A 17,518-nucleotide genomic window follows, 5' to 3' on the forward strand; every position below is an offset into this window, starting at 1 on the left:
GCAGCATGCCGGCGGCTGCCAGTGCAGGACCATGAACATCGACTTCAGATGACTCGCGAGAAACGTTGGGTATTCAGCAGCGGCAGGTAGCGGTCGAACAGCATGCAGACCGAGCGTACCAGCAGACGACCGGCTGCGGTGATGTCGATGCCCCGCTCGTCGAGGCGGATCAGGCCATCGCGGGCGAAGTTCTCCAGCTCCGGCCAGACTTCGTTGAAGTAGCCGTGGAAGTCGATGTTGAAGCGCTCTTCGATCTCGGCGAAATCCAGCTTGAAATGGCAGATCAGCTGCTGGATCACGGCGCGGCGGATGCGGTCGTCACCGTCGCAGTGCAGGCCGCGACGGGTGGCCAGCTGGTTGCTGTCCAGGCTGCTCTGGTAGTTGTTGATGTCGCTGGTGTTCTGGCAGTACAGGTCGCCGATCTGGCTGATCGAGGAGACTCCCAGGCCGATCAGGTCGCAATAGCCGTGGGTGGTGTAGCCCTGGAAATTGCGCTGCAGGGTGCCTTCTTCCTGGGCGATGGCCAGTTCGTCGTCCGGCAGGGCGAAATGGTCCATGCCGATGTAGCGATAGCCGGCGGCGGACAGCTGCTCGATGGTGCGCTGCAGCATCTCCAGTTTCTCGCCGGGACTCGGCAGGTCCTCGGCATTGATCCGGCGCTGCGGCGGGAAGCGATCCGGCAGGTGGGCGTAGTTGAACACCGACAGGCGGTCCGGCTGCATGGCGATGACTTCGTCCACGGTGCGGGCGAAGGACTTGGCATTCTGCAGCGGCAGCCCGTAGATCAGGTCGATGTTGATCGAGCGGAACTGCAGGGTGTGCGCCGCCTCGATGATCGAGCGGGTTTCCTCCGGGCTCTGCATGCGGTTGACCGCGCGCTGTACGGCGGGGTCGAAGTCCTGCACGCCGAGGCTGACCCGATTGAAGCCGATGTCGCGGAGCAGGCCCATGGTGGTCCAGTCCGCCTCGCGCGGGTCGATCTCGATGCTGTAGTCGCCGGTGTCGTCGTCCAGCAGATGGAAGTGCTGGCGCAGGCCCGCCATCAGCTGGCGCAGTTCGTCATGGCTGAGGAAGGTCGGCGTGCCGCCGCCGAAGTGCAGCTGCTCGACTTCCTGGCTGCGGTCGAGATGGCGGCTGACCAGTTCCACTTCGTGCAGCAGGCGCTGCAGATAGGGGGCGCTGCGTCCGCGATCCTTGGTGATGACCTTGTTGCAGGCGCAGTAGTAGCAGATGTGGGCGCAGAAGGGCAGGTGCACGTACAGCGACAGCGGTCGCTTGGCCTGGGCGCTGCCACGCAGGGCCTGGATCAGGTCGAAGGGGCTGACACCGTCGTGAAACTGAACGGCGGTAGGGTAGGAGGTATAACGCGGCCCGGCCACATCGTAGCGGCGAATCAGATCGGTATCCCAACGAATGGCGTCGAGCATGCGGGGTAGCCCTGCAAATTAAGACTTATGGCCAAGTCTAGGAGCGGGCGCGAAGTGGGGTGTTGACCTGTATCAAGCGCTCTAGTGAGCGTGCTGAGCGTTGGCGTGAGCGGCGGAATGGCCCATCAGCCAGGCCTGATGCGGACCCGGCAGAGTCCACAGGCCGAACAGGATGACCAGCAGACCACCAGCGATGCGCACGCCGCGGCGGCGCAGCAGGACGGTCAGGCGCTCGGCGGCCAGGCCGGTGGCGAGCAGCACCGGCAGGGTGCCGAGACCGAAGGCAAGCATCAGCAGAGCGCTGTCGAGCGCATCGCCCTGGCTGGCGGCCCACAGCAGGGTGCTGTAGACCAGGCCGCAGGGCAGCCAGCCCCACAGGGCCCCGAGCAGCAGGGCGCGCGGAGCATTGCGTACCGGCAGCAGGCGGCGGGCCAGGGGCTCGATCTGCTTCCACAGCAGGCGGCCGGCGCCTTCGATGCGGGTCAGCCCGCTCCACCAGCCGGCCAGATAGAGGCCCATGACGATCAGCAGCAGGCCGGCGATGACCCGCAGGACGGTCGCCGCCGGGCCGCTGGCCAGCGCCCAGCCGGCAAGGCCGAGCAGCAGGCCGGCCATGCCGTAGGAGGCGATGCGGCCGACGTTGTAGGCCAGCAGCAGGTGCAGGCGGCGCTGGCGCTGCTCGGCGGGGATGGCCAGGGTCAGTGCCCCCATCAGGCCGCCGCACATGCCGATGCAGTGACCACCGCCCAGCAGTCCGAGGATCAGGGCCGAAACCAGCAGGGGCAACAGGTCAGCCACGCGGCGGTTTCCGGTCTGTGGGGTGGTCGCTATCGGTGGCCGATTTGGCGCTGGCCTCGTCGATGCCGGCCTGATGGTTGGGGTCTTCGTCGTCGAACAGGATGCTGTGCGCCGGGCTGTCGAGGTCATCGTACTGGCCGTTGTCGACGGCCCAGAAGAACATCCAGATGGCCAGGGCGACCAGCACGACGGCGACCGGGATCAGCAGGTAGAGGGCGGACATGGTGACCTCCGGGTCAGGTACGGCTGGTGGTGGCCAGGCTTTCGGGGGCATGGCCGATGGCGGCAGCCACCGGCTGGCTGCTGCCTCTGACCCGGCTCAGGCGCAGGGCGTTGACCACCACCACCAGTGAGCTGGCGGACATGCCGATCGCTGCCCAGCCGGGGGTGATCCAGCCGAGCGCGGCGAAGGGCAGCACCAGGCCATTGTACAGGCAGGCCCAGGTCAGGTTCTCGACGATGATGCGGCGAGTGCGTCGGGCCACTTGCAAGGCCTGCACCAGGCTGTCCAGGCGGTTGGACAGCAGCACCGCATCGGCGCTGGTCTTGGCCAGGTCGGTGGCGCTGCCCATGGCCACGCTGATATCGGCGCCGGCCAGCACCGGGACGTCGTTGACGCCGTCACCGAGCATCAGCACGCGGTGGCCCTGCCGGTGCAGGTCGCGCAGCACGGCCAGCTTGTCGTCGGGCGTCAGGCCGCCGCGGGCATCAGCGATGCCCAGTTCGACGGCGACGCTGGCGACCATCGGCGAACTGTCGCCGGACAGCAGCAGTACCTGCCAGCCGCGGCTGTGGGCGGCCTCGATCAGCGTGCGGGCGTCGCCGCGCAGGCGGTCGTCGAGACAGAACCAGGCCAGGGGGCCCCGTTCGTCGCCGAGCAGCAGCCACTGGCCGGCCTCCTGCGGCATGCGTGGGGCCGGCTGCCCCGCGAGCTGACTGACGAAATTCGCCTCGCCGATGCGCAGGCGGCGGCCCTCGACGAGGCCTTCGAGGCCCCTTCCGGGTTCGCTGTGCACCGCTTCGGCGGCCTGCGGAGCACGGCCGAAGGCGCGGGCGATCGGGTGTTCGGAGCGGTTTTCCAGGGCAGCGGCGAGGCTCAGGCAGGCCCGGCTGTCCAGCTCGCGCAGCACGCGGACTTCGCGCAGGGTCAGGCGGCCTTCGGTGAGGGTGCCGGTCTTGTCGACGATCAGGGTGTCGATCTGGTTGAGGCTTTCCAGCACATGGCCGCGGGTCACCAGCAGGCCGAGCTGGTGCAGACTGCCGGTGGCGGTGGTCAGCGCGGTCGGGGTGGCCAGCGACAGGGCGCAGGGGCAGGTGGCGACCAGCAGGGCGAGGACGATCCAGAACGCCCGTTCGCTGTCGATCTGCCACCAGATCAGGCCGACGGCCGCGGCGACCAGCAGCACGGTGATCAGGAACCATTGCGCCACGCGATCGGCGAGCTGGGCCAGGCGCGGCTTGTCGGCCTGGGCGCGCTCGAGCAGGCGGACGATGGCGGACAGGCGGGTGTCGTCGCCGAGGGCTTCGACCTGCAGGGTCAGCGGCCCCTCGATGTTGAGGGTGCCGCCGGTGACGCGTTGCCCGGCACTGCGCGGCTGCGGCAGGTATTCGCCGGTGAGCAGCGACTCGTCGATGCTCGACTGGCCGGCGAGGATCAGCGCGTCGGCCGGGATCACCGCACCCGGCGGCACCAGTACGCGATCGCCGACCCGCAGCTCGCTGAGCAGGATGCGCTGGCTGTGCTCCTGCTCATCCAGGCGCAGGCAGGACGCCGGCAACAGGTTGACCAGCTGGGCGGTCACCTGGGCGGTACGCTCGCGGGCGCGTCGCTCCAGGTAGCGGCCGGCGAGCAGGAACAGGGCGAACATGCCCACGGCATCGAAATACAGTTCACCCTCGCCGGTGACGGTCGACCACAGGCCGGCGACGTAGGCGCCGCCGATGGCCAGCGACACCGAGACGTCCATGGTCAGGTGGCGGGTGCGCAGGTCGCGCAGCGCGCCGCGGAAGAACTGTCCGCAGCAGTAGAAGACGATGGGCGTGGTCAGCAGCAGGCTGGTCCAGCGCAGGATGCCGTCGAAGCTGGCGCTGAGATCCAGGTTGAACTCCGGCCAGGTGGCCATGGCGGCCATCATCACCTGCATCCACAGCAGGCCGGCGACGCCGAGCTGGCGCAGGGCCAGGCGGTTCTCGCGGTGCATCTGCTCGGCGGCGGCATCGGCCTGGTAGGGGTGTGCGGCGTAGCCGATCCGACGCAGCTCGGCGAGCAGCTGGCTGAGCGGCAAATTGCTGTCGTCCCAGCGCACCTGCAGGCGGTGGTTGGACAGGTTGAGGCTGGCCTGGCTGACGCCCGGCAGCTTCTTCAGATGATGCTCGATCAGCCAGCCGCAGGCCGCGCAGCTGATGCCCTCGATCAGCAGGCAGGTCTCGGCCTCCTGGCCGCTGTGCTGCACCAGCCCCTCCTGCACGTCGGCGCGGTCGTACAGCGCCAGCTCGTCGGCGAGGGCCTTGGGCAGGGCTTCGGGGTTGGCCGCGGTTTCGCTGCGGTGACGGTAGTAGCTTTCCAGGCCGCCGGCGACGATGGCTTCGGCCACCGCCTGGCAGCCGGGGCAGCACATGGCACGCGCTTCGCCGAGCACGTGCGCCTGATAGGGGCTGCCGTCGGGAACCGGCAGCCCGCAGTGGAAGCAGGGCAGGGGAGCGCTCATGGGCGGCGTCAGGGCGCCAGGGCGATCGGCTTACGATCTTCCAGGACGAACTCGTCGAACAGGCGCCAGTCCTTGCCTCCTTCCTGGCCGAGCAGCTCGACGAAGCGGCGACCGTTCACGGCGTCCTGCATCTGGCCACGGTACAGGCCGCTCTCGCCGCCGACCGGCTGGAGGATGACGCGGCGGTCGCGCTCCGGCTGGGTCGGCGAGATCAGGTTGAGCACCAGCTGCGCCGGCCGGCTGATGCCGGTCAGGCGCAGCTCGGCAGTGCCGCTCTGCTCGTCTAGGGTCAGGCTGGCCTGCATGCCGAGCTGCTTGGCCAGCTTCTCGCGCTCGAGCGACTGGTTGATGCCCTTGCCGACGTCGTAGTAGTTGTCGGCCACCAGGGTATCGGCAGTGCGCACCGATACGATCACCAGGCCTATACCGAGGACGACGGCGAAGGCCAGGATGGCGATGATGAACCAGGCCCAGAACTGCTTGTACCAGCGACTGGTGATCTCGGGCTGCTGCATGCTCTCTCTCTACTGTCAGCGGACGCGCGGGCCGATGAAGCGGCTTTCGGCATCGAAGGTCTTGCCGGGGATGTCGGCGGCTTGGATTGTAAAGAGAATCTCGTTGGTACTGGAAGGCAGCCGTTCCGGATCGATGGACAGCTCGATCGGCACCGAGACCACCTCGCCGGCAGCCGCCTTCACTTCGCGGCTGCCTTCGAGGGTCAGCCCCTCGAGACCCTGCACGTCGATGGTGTAGACGTGTGCGCGCTGGTCCTTGTTCATGATCCGCAGGGTGTAGACGTTCTCGATGCGGCCCTGCTCGTTCTCGCGGTACAGCACGCGGTCCTTGAGCACGTCGAGCTCGGCCAGCGGGCGCATCACCAGGGCGGTACCGAAGGCCCCCATCATCACCAGCAGGGCGATGGCGTAGCCGATCAGGCGCGGACGGACGATGTGGGTCTTGTTGCCGCTCAGGTTGTGCTCGGTGGTGTAGCCGACCAGGCCGCGCGGATAGCCCATCTTGTCCATGATGCTGTCGCAGGCGTCGACGCAGGCGGCGCAGCCGATACAGGCGATCTGCAGGCCGTTGCGGATGTCGATGCCGGTCGGGCAGACGTGCACGCACATCTTGCAGTCGATGCAGTCGCCGAGGCCCTGGGCCTTGTAGTCGGCGTCCTTCTTGCGCGGGCCGCGCTTCTCGCCACGGTTGGCGTCGTAGGAAACGATCAGGGTGTCCTTGTCGAACATCACGCTCTGGAAGCGCGAGTAGGGGCACATGTGGATGCACACCTGCTCGCGCAGCCAGCCGGCATTGCCGTAGGTGGCCAGGGTGAAGAAGCCCACCCAGAACAGCGCCCAGCCCTCGAGGTTGAAGGTGACCAGGTCGACCACCAGTTGGCGGATCGGGGTGAAGTAGCCGACGAAGGTCAGCGCGGTGAGCAGGGCCACGCCCAGCCAGATGGCGTGCTTGGCGCTCTTGCGCAGGAACTTCGCGGCGCTCATCGGCTGCTTGTCGAGCTTCATGCGCTGGTTGCGATCACCCTCGGTGACCTTCTCGGCCCACATGAAGACCCAGGTCCACACGCTCTGTGGGCAGGTATAACCGCACCAGACGCGGCCGGCGAACACGGTGATGAAGAACAGGCCGAAGGCGCAGATGATCAGCAGCCAGGACAGCAGCATGAAGTCCTGCGGCCAGAAGGTGGCGCCGAAGATGTAGAACTTGCGCTCCGGCAGGTTCCACCAGACAGCCTGACGGTCGCCCCAGTTCAGCCAGGCAGTGCCGAAGAACATCAGGAACAGGAAGGCGCCACTGATCAGGCGGATATTGCGGAACAGGCCGGTGAAAGCCTTGGTGTAGATCATCTCGCGCTTGGCGTAGAGATCGACGCTTTCGCCTTTCTTGACAGGGGAGTTTGGGGTCACGTCCTGAACGGGAATCTTGTCGCTCATCGGGCTCTACCACGGCTGGAGAAGTAGGTGGTCCCTCTGGTACATGGCCAGCGGGATCGATTCACTTCCCACAAATGGTACGCCTAATGGCGGCGCTCCGCATGCGACGGGTGGTCGCGGAATACCTGGGGGGGTATTTTGTGGGCATGCCTGTTGCCAGGGGGGCGGAAAGCAAGACGCCGCTTTCCGGTGACCGGAAAGCGGCGTCTGGTTCAACAGCAATCGCTTACTGCTGCGGAGCTTTCTGCGACAGGCTGTAGACGTAGGCGGCCAGCAGGTGGACCTTGTCGTTGCCGAGCAGCTCGTTCTGGGCCGGCATCTGGCCCTGGCGACCGAGGCGGATGGTCTGCTGCAGCTGCGGCAGGCTGGAGCCATAGATCCAGCCGGCGCTGGCGGTCAGGTCCGGAGCGCCCATGGCCGGAGTGCCCTTGCCTTCGGCGCCGTGGCAGGCGACGCAGTTGGTGGCGAAGATCTTCTGGCCGGCGGCGACGTCGGCGCCATGGCCTTCCGGCAGCTTGAGGCCAGCCAGCTCGCCACGCACGTACGCGGCGACGTTCTTCACGCCAGCTTCGCCGAGGACTTCGCCCCAGGCCGGCATCATGCCGTGACGACCGCCGAGAATGGTGGTCTTGATGATGTCGGCCTCGCCGCCCCAGCGCCAGTGGCTGTCGGTCAGATTCGGGAAGCCGTAGCTGCCCTTGGCGTCCGAACCGTGGCACACGGAGCAGTTGGAGGCGAACAGACGGGCACCCATCTTCAGGGCCTGCTCGTCCTTGGCCACGTCGACTACCGGCATGGCAGCGTACTTGGCGAACAGCGGGCCGTATTGCTCGTCGGCGCGGGCCATTTCCTTCTTCCACTGGTTGACGCCGGTCCAGCCTTCCTCGTAACCCGGCAGGACGCCTTTCCAGTTACCCAGGCCCGGATAGAGCACCAGGTAGCCGAGGGCGAACACCACGGTGCCGACGAACAGCATGAACCACCACTTGGGCAGCGGGTTGTCATACTCCTCGATGCCGTCGAACGAGTGGCCCACGGTCTGATCGGTGGTGTCCTGACGCTGGCCCTTGCGGGTCGCGAACAGGAGCCAGGTCAGCGCCACTATGGTGCCGAGGCTGAGTATGGTGACGTACCAATTCCAGAAACTGGTCATTCGTGCTTACTCCTAGAAGCTTCTTCTTCACGCTTTTCGGACTTGGGCTCGTCGGCAAAGGGCAGGTTGGCCGCTTCGTCGAAGCTCTTCTTGCGCCTGCTGCTGAAGGCCCAGAGCAGCAGGCCAACGAAGGCGATCAGTACGAGGGCGGTGCCCAATCCACGCAGAGTCCCGATATCCATGGCGCGTTACCGTTTGTTCTTGATGCTGGTGCCGAGGACCTGCAGGTAGGCGACCAGGGCATCCATTTCGGTCTTGCCCTTGACGGCGTCGCGGGCCCCTTCGATGTCAGCATCGGTGTACGGCACGCCCAGGGTGCGCATGGCTTCCAGCTTGGCGGCGGTGTCCTTGCCGGTCAGCTTGTTCTCCACCAGCCAGGGGTAGGAGGGCATCTTCGACTCGGGTACGACGTTGCGCGGGTTGTACAGGTGGGCGCGGTGCCAGTCGTCGGAGTAGCGGCCGCCGACGCGGGCCAGATCCGGGCCGGTACGCTTGGAGCCCCACAGGAAGGGGTGGTCCCAGACGCTCTCGCCGGCGACGGAGTAGTGACCGTAGCGCTCGGTTTCGGCACGGAACGGACGCACCATCTGCGAGTGGCAGCTCACGCAGCCTTCCTTGATGTAGACGTCGCGGCCTTCCAGCTGCAGGGCGGTGTAGGGCTTCATGCCCTCGACCGGCTCGTTGACCACGTCCTGGAAGAACAGCGGCACGATCTGGGTCAGGCCGCCGATACTGACGGCGATCACCATCAGCAGGGTCATCAGACCGATGTTCTTCTCGACAATGTCATGATTCTTCATCAGTGGGCTCCTTGAACCACGAACTTCTCGGCGGCGGCCATTTCATCAGCCTTGGCCACGCGAACGGTGCGCCAGGTGTTGTAGGTCATCAGCAGCATGCCGGTGAGGAAGAAGGCGCCGCCGATCATGCGCACGATGAAGCCCGGGTGACTGGCTTCCAGCGCTTCGACGAAGGAGTAGGTCAGGGTGCCGTCCTCGTTGACCGCGCGCCACATCAGGCCCTGGGTGATGCCGTTGACCCACATCGAGGCGATGTACAGCACGGTGCCGATGGTGGCCAGCCAGAAGTGCGCGTTGATCAGGGCGATGCTGTGCATTTCCTTGCGGCCGAAGACCTTCGGCAGCAGGTGATACAGCGAACCGATGGACACCATGGCGACCCAGCCGAGGGCGCCGGCGTGCACGTGGCCGATGGTCCAGTCGGTGTAGTGGGAGAGGGCGTTAACGGTCTTGATGGCCATCATCGGGCCTTCGAAGGTGGACATGCCGTAGAAGGCGAGGGAGACCACCAGGAAGCGCAGGATCGGGTCATGGCGCAGTTTGTGCCAGGCACCGGAGAGGGTCATCATGCCGTTGATCATGCCACCCCAGGACGGAGCGAGCAGGATGACGGACATCACCATGCCGAGGGACTGGGCCCAGTCCGGCAGTGCGGTGTAGTGCAGGTGGTGCGGACCGGCCCAGATGTACAGGGTGATCAGCGCCCAGAAGTGCACGATGGACAGGCGGTAGGAGTAGACCGGACGCTCGGCCTGCTTGGGCACGAAGTAGTACATCATGCCGAGGAAGCCGGTGGTGAGGAAGAAGCCCACGGCGTTGTGGCCGTACCACCACTGCACCATGGCGTCGGTGGCGCCGCTGTACAGCGAGTAGGACTTGAACAGGGTAACCGGGATCTCCATGTTGTTGACGATGTGCAGCATCGCCGTCACCAGGATGAAGGCGCCGAAGAACCAGTTGCCGACGTAGATGTGCTTGGTCTGACGCTTGAGGATGGTCCCGAAGAACACCACCGCGTAGGAAACCCAGACGATCGCCAGCAGGATGTCGATCGGCCACTCCAGCTCGGCGTACTCCTTGGAGGAGGTGAAGCCCTGCGGCAGGGTGATCACGGCCAGCACGATCACGGCTTGCCAACCCCAGAAGGTGAAGGCGGCGAGGGTGTCACTGAACAGGCGAGCCTGGTTGGTGCGCTGCACAACGTAGTAGGAGGTGGCGAACAGGGCGCAACCGCCGAACGCGAAGATCACCGCGTTGGTGTGCAGGGGGCGCAGGCGACCGAAGCTGGTCCATGGCAGGTCGAAGTTCAGGCTCGGCCATACCAATTGGGCGGCGATCAATACACCTAGACCCATCCCAATGACCCCCCAGATCACCGTCATGACGGCGAACTGGCGGACCACCTTATAGTTATAAGCAGTCGGGCTGATTGCTGTACTCATTTCAGGGGTTCCACGGTTATGGACTTTCGGGACAAAAAAACGGCGGCAAGTATGGAGAAAGGAGGTGGCCATTGCAACGCAAGCGCTTGTCAGTCAAGGGCTTGCCGCGAACGATGGCGGGCTCTTCGCAGACCTGCAGGCGTTGTCGGTTGGGCGCGGAACGGAGTCTCGAAAGACGCCGCAAGGAGTGATGTCGCATTGTTTTTGTAACCGCGTGCGACTGGGTGGAGAGCTTAGTCCTGGCGGCGATGACTGTGAAGAAAACTTCGGGATAGGTGCGACACTAGGTCGCATAAAAGGAAGGGGAGTTCGGCGGGAGAAAAGAGGGGCCGCATTGCGCGGCCCCTCCTCGAGGTTTACTGCTGTTGCGGGGCTTTCTGCGACAGGCTGTAAACGTAGGCGGCCAGCAGATGCACCTTGTCGTTGCCGAGGTAGGGCTCCTGGGCCGGCATCTGGCCCTGACGGCCATTGCGGATGGTCTGTTGCAGCTGGGTCAGGCTCGAGCCATAGATCCAGCCCGTGCTGGCGGTCAGGTTCGGAGCGCCCATGGCCGGGACGCCCTTGCCTTCCGGACCATGGCAGGCGACGCAGTTGCTGGCGAAGATCTGCTTGCCGGCGGCGACATCGCCTTCGGCGCCTTCCGGCAGCTTGAGGCCGGCCAGTTCGCTGCGCACGTAGGCGGCGACGTTCTTCACGCCTTCCTCGCCGATGACCGCGCCCCAGGCCGGCATCATGCCGTGACGACCGGCAAGGATGGTGGCCTTGATGGTGTCGGCCTCGCCGCCCCAGCGCCAGTGGCTGTCGGTCAGGTTGGGGAAGCCGTAGCTGCCCTTGGCGTCCGAACCGTGGCACACGGAGCAGTAGGAAGCGAACATGCGCGAACCCATCTTCAGCGCCTGCTCGTCCTTGGCCACCTCGGCCACCGGCATGGCGGCGTACTTGGCGAACAGCGGACCGTACTCGGCGTCGGCGCGGTCCATCTCGCGCTGCCACTGGGCGACCTGGGTCCAGCCATTCTCGTAGCCCGGCAGAACACCCTTCCAGTTACCCAGGCCCGGGTAGAGCACCAGGTACAGGGCGCCGAAGATCAGGGTGCCGAGGAACAGCAGGAACCACCAGCGCGGCAGCGGGTTGTCGTACTCCTCGATGCCGTCGAACGAGTGACCCATGGTCTGGTCGGTGGTGTCCGGGCGCTGGCCCTTGCGGGTCGCGAAGATCAGCCACCACAGCACCACCAGGGTGCCGATGGTGAGGATGCTGACGTAGATACTCCAAAAGCCTGTCATGGATGATTACTCCTGGCTGAGGCCGCGCATCAGCGCTTGTTCTTGATGCTGGTGCCGAGGACCTGCAGGTAGGCGACCAAGGCATCCATTTCGGTCTTGCCCTTGACTGCGTCGCGGGCCCCTTCGATGTCAGCATCGGTGTACGGCACGCCCAGGGTGCGCATGGCCTGCAGCTTGGCGGCGGTGTCCGCGCCGGTCAGCTTGTTCTCCACCAGCCAGGGGTAGGAGGGCATCTTCGACTCGGGCACGACGTTGCGCGGGTTGTACAGGTGGGCGCGGTGCCAGTCGTCGGAGTAGCGGCCGCCGACGCGGGCCAGATCCGGACCGGTACGCTTGGAGCCCCACAGGAAGGGGTGGTCCCAGACGCTCTCGCCGGCGACGGAGTAGTGACCGTAGCGCTCGGTTTCGGCACGGAACGGACGCACCATCTGCGAGTGGCAGCTCACGCAGCCTTCCTTGATGTAGACGTCGCGGCCTTCCAGCTGCAGGGCGGTGTAGGGCTTCATGCCCTCGACCGGCTCGTTGACCACGTCCTGGAAGAACAGCGGCACGATCTGGGTCAGGCCGCCGATGCTGACGGCGAGCACCATCAGCAGGGTCATCAGGCCAATGTTCTTCTCGATGATTTCGTGCTTGTTCATCAGTGGGCTCCTTGAACCACGAACTGCTCGGCGGCGGCCATTTCCTCAGCCTTGGCCACGCGAACGGTGCGCCACACGTTGTAGGCCATCAGCAGCATGCCGACCACGAAGAAGGCGCCGCCGATCATGCGCACGATGAAGCCCGGGTGGCTGGCTTCCAGCGCTTCGACGAAGGAGTAGGTCAGGGTGCCGTCCTCGTTGACCGCGCGCCACATCAGGCCCTGGGTGATGCCGTTGACCCACATCGAGGCGATGTACAGCACGGTGCCGATGGTGGCCAGCCAGAAGTGCGAGTTGATCAGGGCGATGCTGTGCATCTCCTTGCGACCGAACACCTTCGGGATCAGGTGGTACAGTGAACCGATGGACACCATGGCGACCCAGCCGAGGGCGCCGGCGTGCACGTGACCGATGGTCCAGTCGGTGTAGTGGGAGAGGGCGTTGACGGTCTTGATGGCCATCATCGGGCCTTCGAAGGTGGACATGCCGTAGAAGGCGAGGGAGACCACCAGGAAGCGCAGGATCGGGTCATGGCGCAGTTTGTGCCAGGCACCGGAGAGGGTCATCATGCCGTTGATCATGCCACCCCAGGACGGAGCGAGCAGGATGACGGACATCACCATGCCGAGGGACTGGGCCCAGTCCGGCAGTGCGGTGTAGTGCAGGTGGTGCGGACCGGCCCAGATGTACAGGGTGATCAGCGCCCAGAAGTGCACGATGGACAGGCGGTAGGAGTAGACCGGACGCTCGGCCTGCTTGGGCACGAAGTAGTACATCATGCCGAGGAAGCCGGTGGTGAGGAAGAAGCCCACGGCGTTGTGGCCGTACCACCACTGCACCATGGCGTCGGTGGCGCCGCTGTACAGCGAGTAGGACTTGAGCAGGCCGACCGGCAGTTCCAGGTTGTTGACGATGTGCAGCATCGCCGTCACCAGGATGAAGGCGCCGAAGAACCAGTTGCCGACGTAGATGTGCTTGGTCTTGCGCTGCATCACGGTGCCGAAGAACACCACGGCGTAGGCGACCCAGACCACGGCGATCAGGATGTCGATCGGCCACTCCAGCTCGGCGTACTCCTTGGAGGAGGTGAAGCCCAGCGGCAGGGTAATGGCGGCGAGCACGATCACCAGTTGCCAGCCCCAGAACACGAAGCTGGCCAGCGGACCACCGAACAGGCGGGTCTGGCAGGTACGTTGTACCGAGTAGAAGGAGGTGGCGAACAGGGCGCAACCGCCGAACGCGAAGATCACCGCGTTGGTGTGCAGCGGTCGCAGGCGACCGAAGCTGGTAAAGGGCAGGTCGAAGTTCAGGCCTGGCCAGACCAGTTGCGCGGCGATGAATACGCCAGCCGCCATGCCGACGATCCCCCAGATCACCGTCATGACGGCGAACTGGCGGACCACCTTATAGTTATAAGCAGTCCTTGAGTTTTCTGTGCTCATTTTCGAGGTTCCACGACTAATGGGCTTGATCGGAAAAAGATCAGCCTCAGCATGGATAAACTGCTTCGGATAGATGTTGATACAAATCAACGCCCTAGGGCGCGTGGGGATATTTGCGTGAGTTTTTCCGAACTTCTTTGGTCGGGGCCTGTCGCCGTGCAGCCTTGCGGCCTGATTCTGGCCCACGGTGCCGGGGCACCGATGGACAGCCCGTTCATGAGCGAGATGGCCGGGCGTCTGGGCGAACTCGGCGTGCGGGTGGTGCGTTTCGAATTCCCCTACATGGCCTCCCGGCGCCGCGATGGCGGCAAGCGCCCGCCCAGTCCGCAGACGCAACTGCTCGACTGCTGGCGCGAGGTCTGGCGCGAGGTGAACGCGCGCGAACCGGGGAGGTGGGCCATCGGTGGCAAGTCGATGGGGGGGCGCATGGCCAGCCTGCTGGCCGACGAGCTGGACGCCCCGGCGCTGGTCTGCCTCGGCTATCCCTTCCATGCCGCCGGCAAGCCGGAGAAGACCCGGGTCGAACATCTGGCTGCGTTGCGCACGCCGACCCTGATCGTGCAGGGTGAGCGCGACGCGCTGGGCTGCCGTGCGGAGGTGGCCGGCTACGCGCTGTCACCAGCCATCCGCATGCTCTGGCTCGAGGCCGCCGATCACGATCTGAAGCCGCTCAGGGTTTCCGGTTTCAGTCATGCGCAGCATCTGCAGCGCACCGCTGAAGCTGTCGCCGGCTTTCTCGGCGAGGCGGTTTGCGCATCCGCCTAGAGCGAGCGGAGCCCGCGGACTTTCTCGCACGCTGGGCGCGGGGAGCGCTCAGCCCGCGAGCAGTTGCCTGAGCACATACTGCAGGATGCCGCCGGCCTTGAAGTACTCGATCTCGATGGCGGTGTCGATGCGGCACAGCACGGCGAAGCGCTCCTCGGTGCCGTCGGCGCGCAGCAGTTCGACGATCAGCTTCTGCCGCGGGCCGAGGCCGCCGGCCAGGCCGCGGACGGTGAGCCGCTCGCTGCCGTTGAGCGCCAGGCTCTGGCGGTTCTGCCCGGGCATGAATTGCAGCGGCAGGACGCCCATGCCGACCAGGTTGGAGCGGTGGATGCGCTCGAAGCTCTCGGCGAGCACCGCCTTCACCCCCAGCAGCTTGGTGCCCTTGGCCGCCCAGTCGCGCGAGGAGCCGGTGCCGTACTCCTGGCCGGCGATCACCACCAGCGGCACCGCGTCGGCCTGGTAGCGCATCGCCGCATCGTAGATCGACAGCTTGTCGCCGGATGGCTGGTGCAGGGTGTTGCCGCCTTCCTCGCCGCCGAGCATCTCGTTGCGGATGCGAATGTTGGCGAAGGTGCCGCGCATCATCACCTCATGGTTGCCGCGCCGTGCGCCGTAGGAGTTGAAGTCGGCCGGTGTCACGCCAAGCGACTGCAGGTAGAGGCCCGCCGGCGAACTGGGCTTGATGCTGCCGGCCGGGGAGATGTGGTCGGTGGTGATGGAGTCGCCGAACAGGGCGAGAATGCGCGCATCCTCGATGTCGGTCAGGGCGGCCGGCGGCTGGTCGATATCCGCGAAGAACGGCGCTCGCTTGATGTAGGTGGAAGCGGCATCCCAGGGATAGGTGGCGCCGCCGCTGACGGCGATCGTGCGCCAGGCCTCGTCGCCGCTGAACACGTCGGCGTACTGGCGGCGGAACATGGCGCCGTCCACCGCGCCGACTGCCGCCGCCACCTCGTCGTTGCTCGGCCAGATGTCCTTCAGATACACCGGCTGGCCGTCATTGCCGGTTCCCAGCGGCTCGCGGGTGAGGTCGATGCGCGTGGTGCCGGCCAGGGCGAAGGCCACCACCAGGGGCGGCGAAGCCAGCCAGTTGGCCTTGACCTGGGGATGCACGCGCCCCTCGAAGTTGCGGTTGCCGGACAGCACCGAGCTGACGATCAGGTCGTTTGCGTTCACGCAGTCGGCGATGGGCGGCGGTAGCGGTCCTGAATTGCCGATGCAGGTGGTGCAGCCATAGCCGACCAGGTTGAAGCCGAGCTGGTCGAGGTATGGGGTGAGCCCGGCCTTGGCCAGGTAGTCGGTGACCACCTTGGAGCCCGGCGCCAGCGACGACTTGACCCACGGCCGCCTGGCCAGGCCGCGCTCCACGGCTTTTTTCGCCAGCAGTCCGGCGGCCATCAGCACGCTGGGGTTGGAGGTGTTGGTGCAGGAGGTGATGGCGGCGATCACCACGTCGCCGTGGTGCAGCCCGTAGGGCTCGCCGGCGACCGGGAAGGCCGTGTCCAGTTCGCTCTTGCGTCCGTCCAGTTCGAGCAACAGGTCGAACTGGCTGTGGATGTCCTCGAGGGCGACGCGGTCCTGCGGACGCTTGGGGCCGGCCAGCGAGGGCTGCACGCTGGCGAGGTCCAGGGGCAGGCTGTCGGTGAACACCGGCTCGTCGCCGGGGGCGCGCCACAGGCCCTGGGCCTTGCAGTAGGCCTCGACCAGGGCGATGCGTGCGGGATCGCGGCCGGACAGGCGCAGGTAGTCGAGAGTGATCGTGTCGACCGGGAAGAAGCCGCAGGTGGCGCCGTATTCCGGGGCCATGTTGGCGATGGTGGCGCGGTCGGCCAGCGGCAGGTGGTCGAGCCCCGGACCGTAGAATTCGACGAACTTGCCCACCACGCCGCGCTTGCGCAGCAGTTCGGTGACGGTCAGCACCAGGTCGGTGGCGGTGACGCCCTCGCGCAGCTTGCCGGACAGGCGCACGCCGATCACCTCGGGGATCAGCATCGACATCGGCTGGCCGAGCATCACCGCCTCGGCCTCGATGCCGCCGACGCCCCAGCCGAGCACGCCGAGGCCGTTGATCATGGTGGTGTGCGAATCGGTGCCGACCAGGGTGTCGGGGTAGGCGAGCAGGGTGCCGTCCTCATCGCGGCTCCACACCACCTGGCCCAGGTACTCGAGGTTGACCTGATGGCAGATGCCGGTGCCCGGTGGCACCACGCGAAAGTTGGCGAAGGCCTGCTGGCCCCAGCGCAGGAAGGCGTAGCGCTCGTGGTTGCGCTGCATCTCGATGGCGACGTTGTCGGCGAAGGCGCTCGGATCGGCGAAGCGGTCGACCATCACCGAGTGGTCGATCACCAGATCCACCGGTGCCAGCGGATTGATCTTCAGTGGATCGCCGCCGGCGTCGACCATCGCGTCGCGCATGGCCGCCAGGTCGACCACCCCGGGCACGCCGGTGAAGTCCTGCATCAGCACCCGTGCCGGGCTGAACTGGATCTCCCGTTCCGAGCCGCGCTTCTTCAGCCATTCGACCAGCGCGCGACAGTCGTCGGCGGTCACCCGGTGGCCGTCCTCGCAGCGCAGCAGGTTCTCCAGCAGCACCTTGAGCGAGACCGGCAGCTGGCGGATGTCGCCGAGCTGGCGGCCGGCTTCGGCCAGGCTGAAGTACTGGTAGGTTAGGCCGTTCACCTGCAGTTCGCGACGGCACTGGAAACTGTCCGGGTGGGGCATGACGCATCCTCCGACAGGGGCGGCGGCGACAGGCCGACGCAGGAGTCGATATTCAAGCTTAGTCGCTTGGTTGGCCGCCGCGGCGCTTTGCGCGACAATGCCGGCCTGACACGCGGAGTTACCCATGTCCCAGCAACCCGACGCCATTCTCGACGCCACCGGCCTCAACTGCCCCGAGCCGGTGATGATGCTGCACAACAAGGTGCGCGATCTGCCGGCCGGCGGCCTGCTCAAGGTGATCGCCACCGACCCCTCGACCCGCCGCGACATCCCCAAGTTCTGCATGTTCCTCGGTCACGAACTGCTGGAGCAGCAGGAAGAGGCCGGCACCTACCTGTACTGGATTCGCAAGAAGGCGGATTGAGCCGGCGAAAGCATCAAGGGCG

The 17,518-nt window shown here is 65.9% G+C and carries 16 protein-coding genes; 2 read left to right on the forward strand and 14 right to left on the reverse strand.

Annotation, left to right across the window (positions count from 1 at the left end; translation table 11 throughout):
• Positions 1-44 precede the first annotated feature (44 nt).
• The 13 genes from hemN to ccoN (BLT78_RS02245) all read right to left on the reverse strand — a co-directional run bounded on the left by hemN (position 45) and on the right by ccoN (BLT78_RS02245) (position 13,646).
• Positions 45-1,427 (reverse strand): oxygen-independent coproporphyrinogen III oxidase, encoded by a 1,383-nt coding sequence (hemN, locus tag BLT78_RS02185; protein WP_090347408.1) that lies wholly within the window; start codon positions 1,425-1,427, stop codon positions 45-47.
• 81 nt (positions 1,428-1,508) lie between these two features.
• Positions 1,509-2,225 (reverse strand): sulfite exporter TauE/SafE family protein, encoded by a 717-nt coding sequence (locus tag BLT78_RS02190; protein WP_090347409.1) that lies wholly within the window; start codon positions 2,223-2,225, stop codon positions 1,509-1,511.
• Positions 2,218-2,448 (reverse strand): cbb3-type cytochrome oxidase assembly protein CcoS, encoded by a 231-nt coding sequence (gene ccoS / locus BLT78_RS02195; RefSeq protein WP_090347410.1) that lies wholly within the window; start codon positions 2,446-2,448, stop codon positions 2,218-2,220. The genes BLT78_RS02190 and ccoS overlap by 8 nt, the downstream gene beginning before the upstream one ends.
• Positions 2,449-2,461: 13 nt before the next feature.
• On the reverse strand, positions 2,462-4,933 hold the full coding sequence (locus tag BLT78_RS02200; protein ID WP_090347411.1) for a heavy metal translocating P-type ATPase: 2,472 nt from the start codon (positions 4,931-4,933) through the stop codon (positions 2,462-2,464).
• 8 nt (positions 4,934-4,941) lie between these two features.
• Positions 4,942-5,448, reverse strand: a complete 507-nt coding sequence (locus BLT78_RS02205) for a FixH family protein (RefSeq protein ID WP_090347412.1) — start codon at positions 5,446-5,448, stop codon at positions 4,942-4,944.
• Positions 5,449-5,463: 15 nt separating this feature from the next.
• On the reverse strand, positions 5,464-6,882 hold the full coding sequence (ccoG, locus tag BLT78_RS02210) for a cytochrome c oxidase accessory protein CcoG (protein ID WP_090347413.1): 1,419 nt from the start codon (positions 6,880-6,882) through the stop codon (positions 5,464-5,466).
• A gap of 226 nt (positions 6,883-7,108) precedes the next feature.
• Positions 7,109-8,035: a cytochrome-c oxidase, cbb3-type subunit III gene (ccoP, locus tag BLT78_RS02215; protein WP_090347414.1), complete on the reverse strand. Its 927-nt coding sequence runs from the start codon at positions 8,033-8,035 to the stop codon at positions 7,109-7,111.
• On the reverse strand, positions 8,032-8,217 hold the full coding sequence (locus BLT78_RS02220; protein WP_090347415.1) for a cbb3-type cytochrome oxidase subunit 3: 186 nt from the start codon (positions 8,215-8,217) through the stop codon (positions 8,032-8,034). The genes ccoP (BLT78_RS02215) and BLT78_RS02220 overlap by 4 nt, the downstream gene beginning before the upstream one ends.
• Positions 8,218-8,223: 6 nt before the next feature.
• Positions 8,224-8,835 (reverse strand): cytochrome-c oxidase, cbb3-type subunit II, encoded by a 612-nt coding sequence (gene ccoO / locus BLT78_RS02225; protein ID WP_090347416.1) that lies wholly within the window; start codon positions 8,833-8,835, stop codon positions 8,224-8,226.
• Positions 8,835-10,277 (reverse strand): cytochrome-c oxidase, cbb3-type subunit I, encoded by a 1,443-nt coding sequence (gene ccoN, locus BLT78_RS02230; RefSeq protein ID WP_090347417.1) that lies wholly within the window; start codon positions 10,275-10,277, stop codon positions 8,835-8,837. Before ccoN (BLT78_RS02230) ends, ccoO (BLT78_RS02225) begins: the two co-directional genes overlap by 1 nt.
• A gap of 356 nt (positions 10,278-10,633) precedes the next feature.
• On the reverse strand, positions 10,634-11,563 hold the full coding sequence (gene ccoP / locus BLT78_RS02235; protein WP_090347418.1) for a cytochrome-c oxidase, cbb3-type subunit III: 930 nt from the start codon (positions 11,561-11,563) through the stop codon (positions 10,634-10,636).
• A gap of 29 nt (positions 11,564-11,592) precedes the next feature.
• Positions 11,593-12,204: a cytochrome-c oxidase, cbb3-type subunit II gene (gene ccoO, locus BLT78_RS02240; protein ID WP_090347419.1), complete on the reverse strand. Its 612-nt coding sequence runs from the start codon at positions 12,202-12,204 to the stop codon at positions 11,593-11,595.
• Positions 12,204-13,646, reverse strand: coding sequence for a cytochrome-c oxidase, cbb3-type subunit I (ccoN, locus tag BLT78_RS02245; protein WP_090347420.1), 1,443 nt, complete (start codon positions 13,644-13,646; stop codon positions 12,204-12,206). Before ccoN (BLT78_RS02245) ends, ccoO (BLT78_RS02240) begins: the two co-directional genes overlap by 1 nt.
• A 51-nt stretch (positions 13,647-13,697) precedes the next feature.
• Here ccoN (BLT78_RS02245) and BLT78_RS02250 point away from each other — a divergent pair, with 51 nt between their 5' ends.
• On the forward strand, positions 13,698-14,411 hold the full coding sequence (locus BLT78_RS02250) for an alpha/beta family hydrolase (RefSeq protein WP_090347421.1): 714 nt from the start codon (positions 13,698-13,700) through the stop codon (positions 14,409-14,411).
• Between the two features lie 48 nt (positions 14,412-14,459).
• Here BLT78_RS02250 and acnA read toward each other — a convergent pair whose 3' ends face one another.
• The gene (acnA, locus tag BLT78_RS02255; protein ID WP_090347422.1) at positions 14,460-17,132 is read right to left on the reverse strand and encodes an aconitate hydratase AcnA; all 2,673 of its coding nucleotides are present in this window, start codon (positions 17,130-17,132) and stop codon (positions 14,460-14,462) included.
• A 124-nt stretch (positions 17,133-17,256) separates the two neighbouring features.
• On the opposite strand from acnA, the gene tusA reads away from it, so the two are divergent.
• On the forward strand, positions 17,257-17,496 hold the full coding sequence (gene tusA / locus BLT78_RS02260) for a sulfurtransferase TusA (RefSeq protein ID WP_090347423.1): 240 nt from the start codon (positions 17,257-17,259) through the stop codon (positions 17,494-17,496).
• Positions 17,497-17,518: the final 22 nt, after the last annotated feature.

The sequence above is a fragment of the Pseudomonas oryzae genome, assembly GCF_900104805.1.
GTDB lineage: Bacteria > Pseudomonadota > Gammaproteobacteria > Pseudomonadales > Pseudomonadaceae > Geopseudomonas > Geopseudomonas oryzae.

Bases quoted from the DNA above. Each gene is read 5' to 3' on its own strand.
- hemN (WP_090347408.1), bottom strand. From the start codon at position 1,427: ATGCTCGACGCCATTCGTTGGGATACCGATCTGATTCGCCGCTACGAT.
- ccoS (WP_090347410.1), bottom strand. From the start codon at position 2,448: ATGTCCGCCCTCTACCTGCTGATCCCGGTCGCCGTCGTGCTGGTCGCC.
- BLT78_RS02200 (WP_090347411.1), bottom strand. From the start codon at position 4,933: ATGAGCGCTCCCCTGCCCTGCTTCCACTGCGGGCTGCCGGTTCCCGAC.
- BLT78_RS02205 (WP_090347412.1), bottom strand. From the start codon at position 5,448: ATGCAGCAGCCCGAGATCACCAGTCGCTGGTACAAGCAGTTCTGGGCC.
- ccoG (WP_090347413.1), bottom strand. From the start codon at position 6,882: ATGAGCGACAAGATTCCCGTTCAGGACGTGACCCCAAACTCCCCTGTC.
- ccoP (WP_090347414.1), bottom strand. From the start codon at position 8,035: ATGACCAGTTTCTGGAATTGGTACGTCACCATACTCAGCCTCGGCACC.
- BLT78_RS02220 (WP_090347415.1), bottom strand. From the start codon at position 8,217: ATGGATATCGGGACTCTGCGTGGATTGGGCACCGCCCTCGTACTGATC.
- ccoO (WP_090347416.1), bottom strand. From the start codon at position 8,835: ATGAAGAATCATGACATTGTCGAGAAGAACATCGGTCTGATGACCCTG.
- ccoN (WP_090347417.1), bottom strand. From the start codon at position 10,277: ATGAGTACAGCAATCAGCCCGACTGCTTATAACTATAAGGTGGTCCGC.
- ccoP (WP_090347418.1), bottom strand. From the start codon at position 11,563: ATGACAGGCTTTTGGAGTATCTACGTCAGCATCCTCACCATCGGCACC.
- ccoO (WP_090347419.1), bottom strand. From the start codon at position 12,204: ATGAACAAGCACGAAATCATCGAGAAGAACATTGGCCTGATGACCCTG.
- ccoN (WP_090347420.1), bottom strand. From the start codon at position 13,646: ATGAGCACAGAAAACTCAAGGACTGCTTATAACTATAAGGTGGTCCGC.
- BLT78_RS02250 (WP_090347421.1), top strand. From the start codon at position 13,698: ATGGATAAACTGCTTCGGATAGATGTTGATACAAATCAACGCCCTAGG.
- acnA (WP_090347422.1), bottom strand. From the start codon at position 17,132: ATGCCCCACCCGGACAGTTTCCAGTGCCGTCGCGAACTGCAGGTGAAC.
- tusA (WP_090347423.1), top strand. From the start codon at position 17,257: ATGTCCCAGCAACCCGACGCCATTCTCGACGCCACCGGCCTCAACTGC.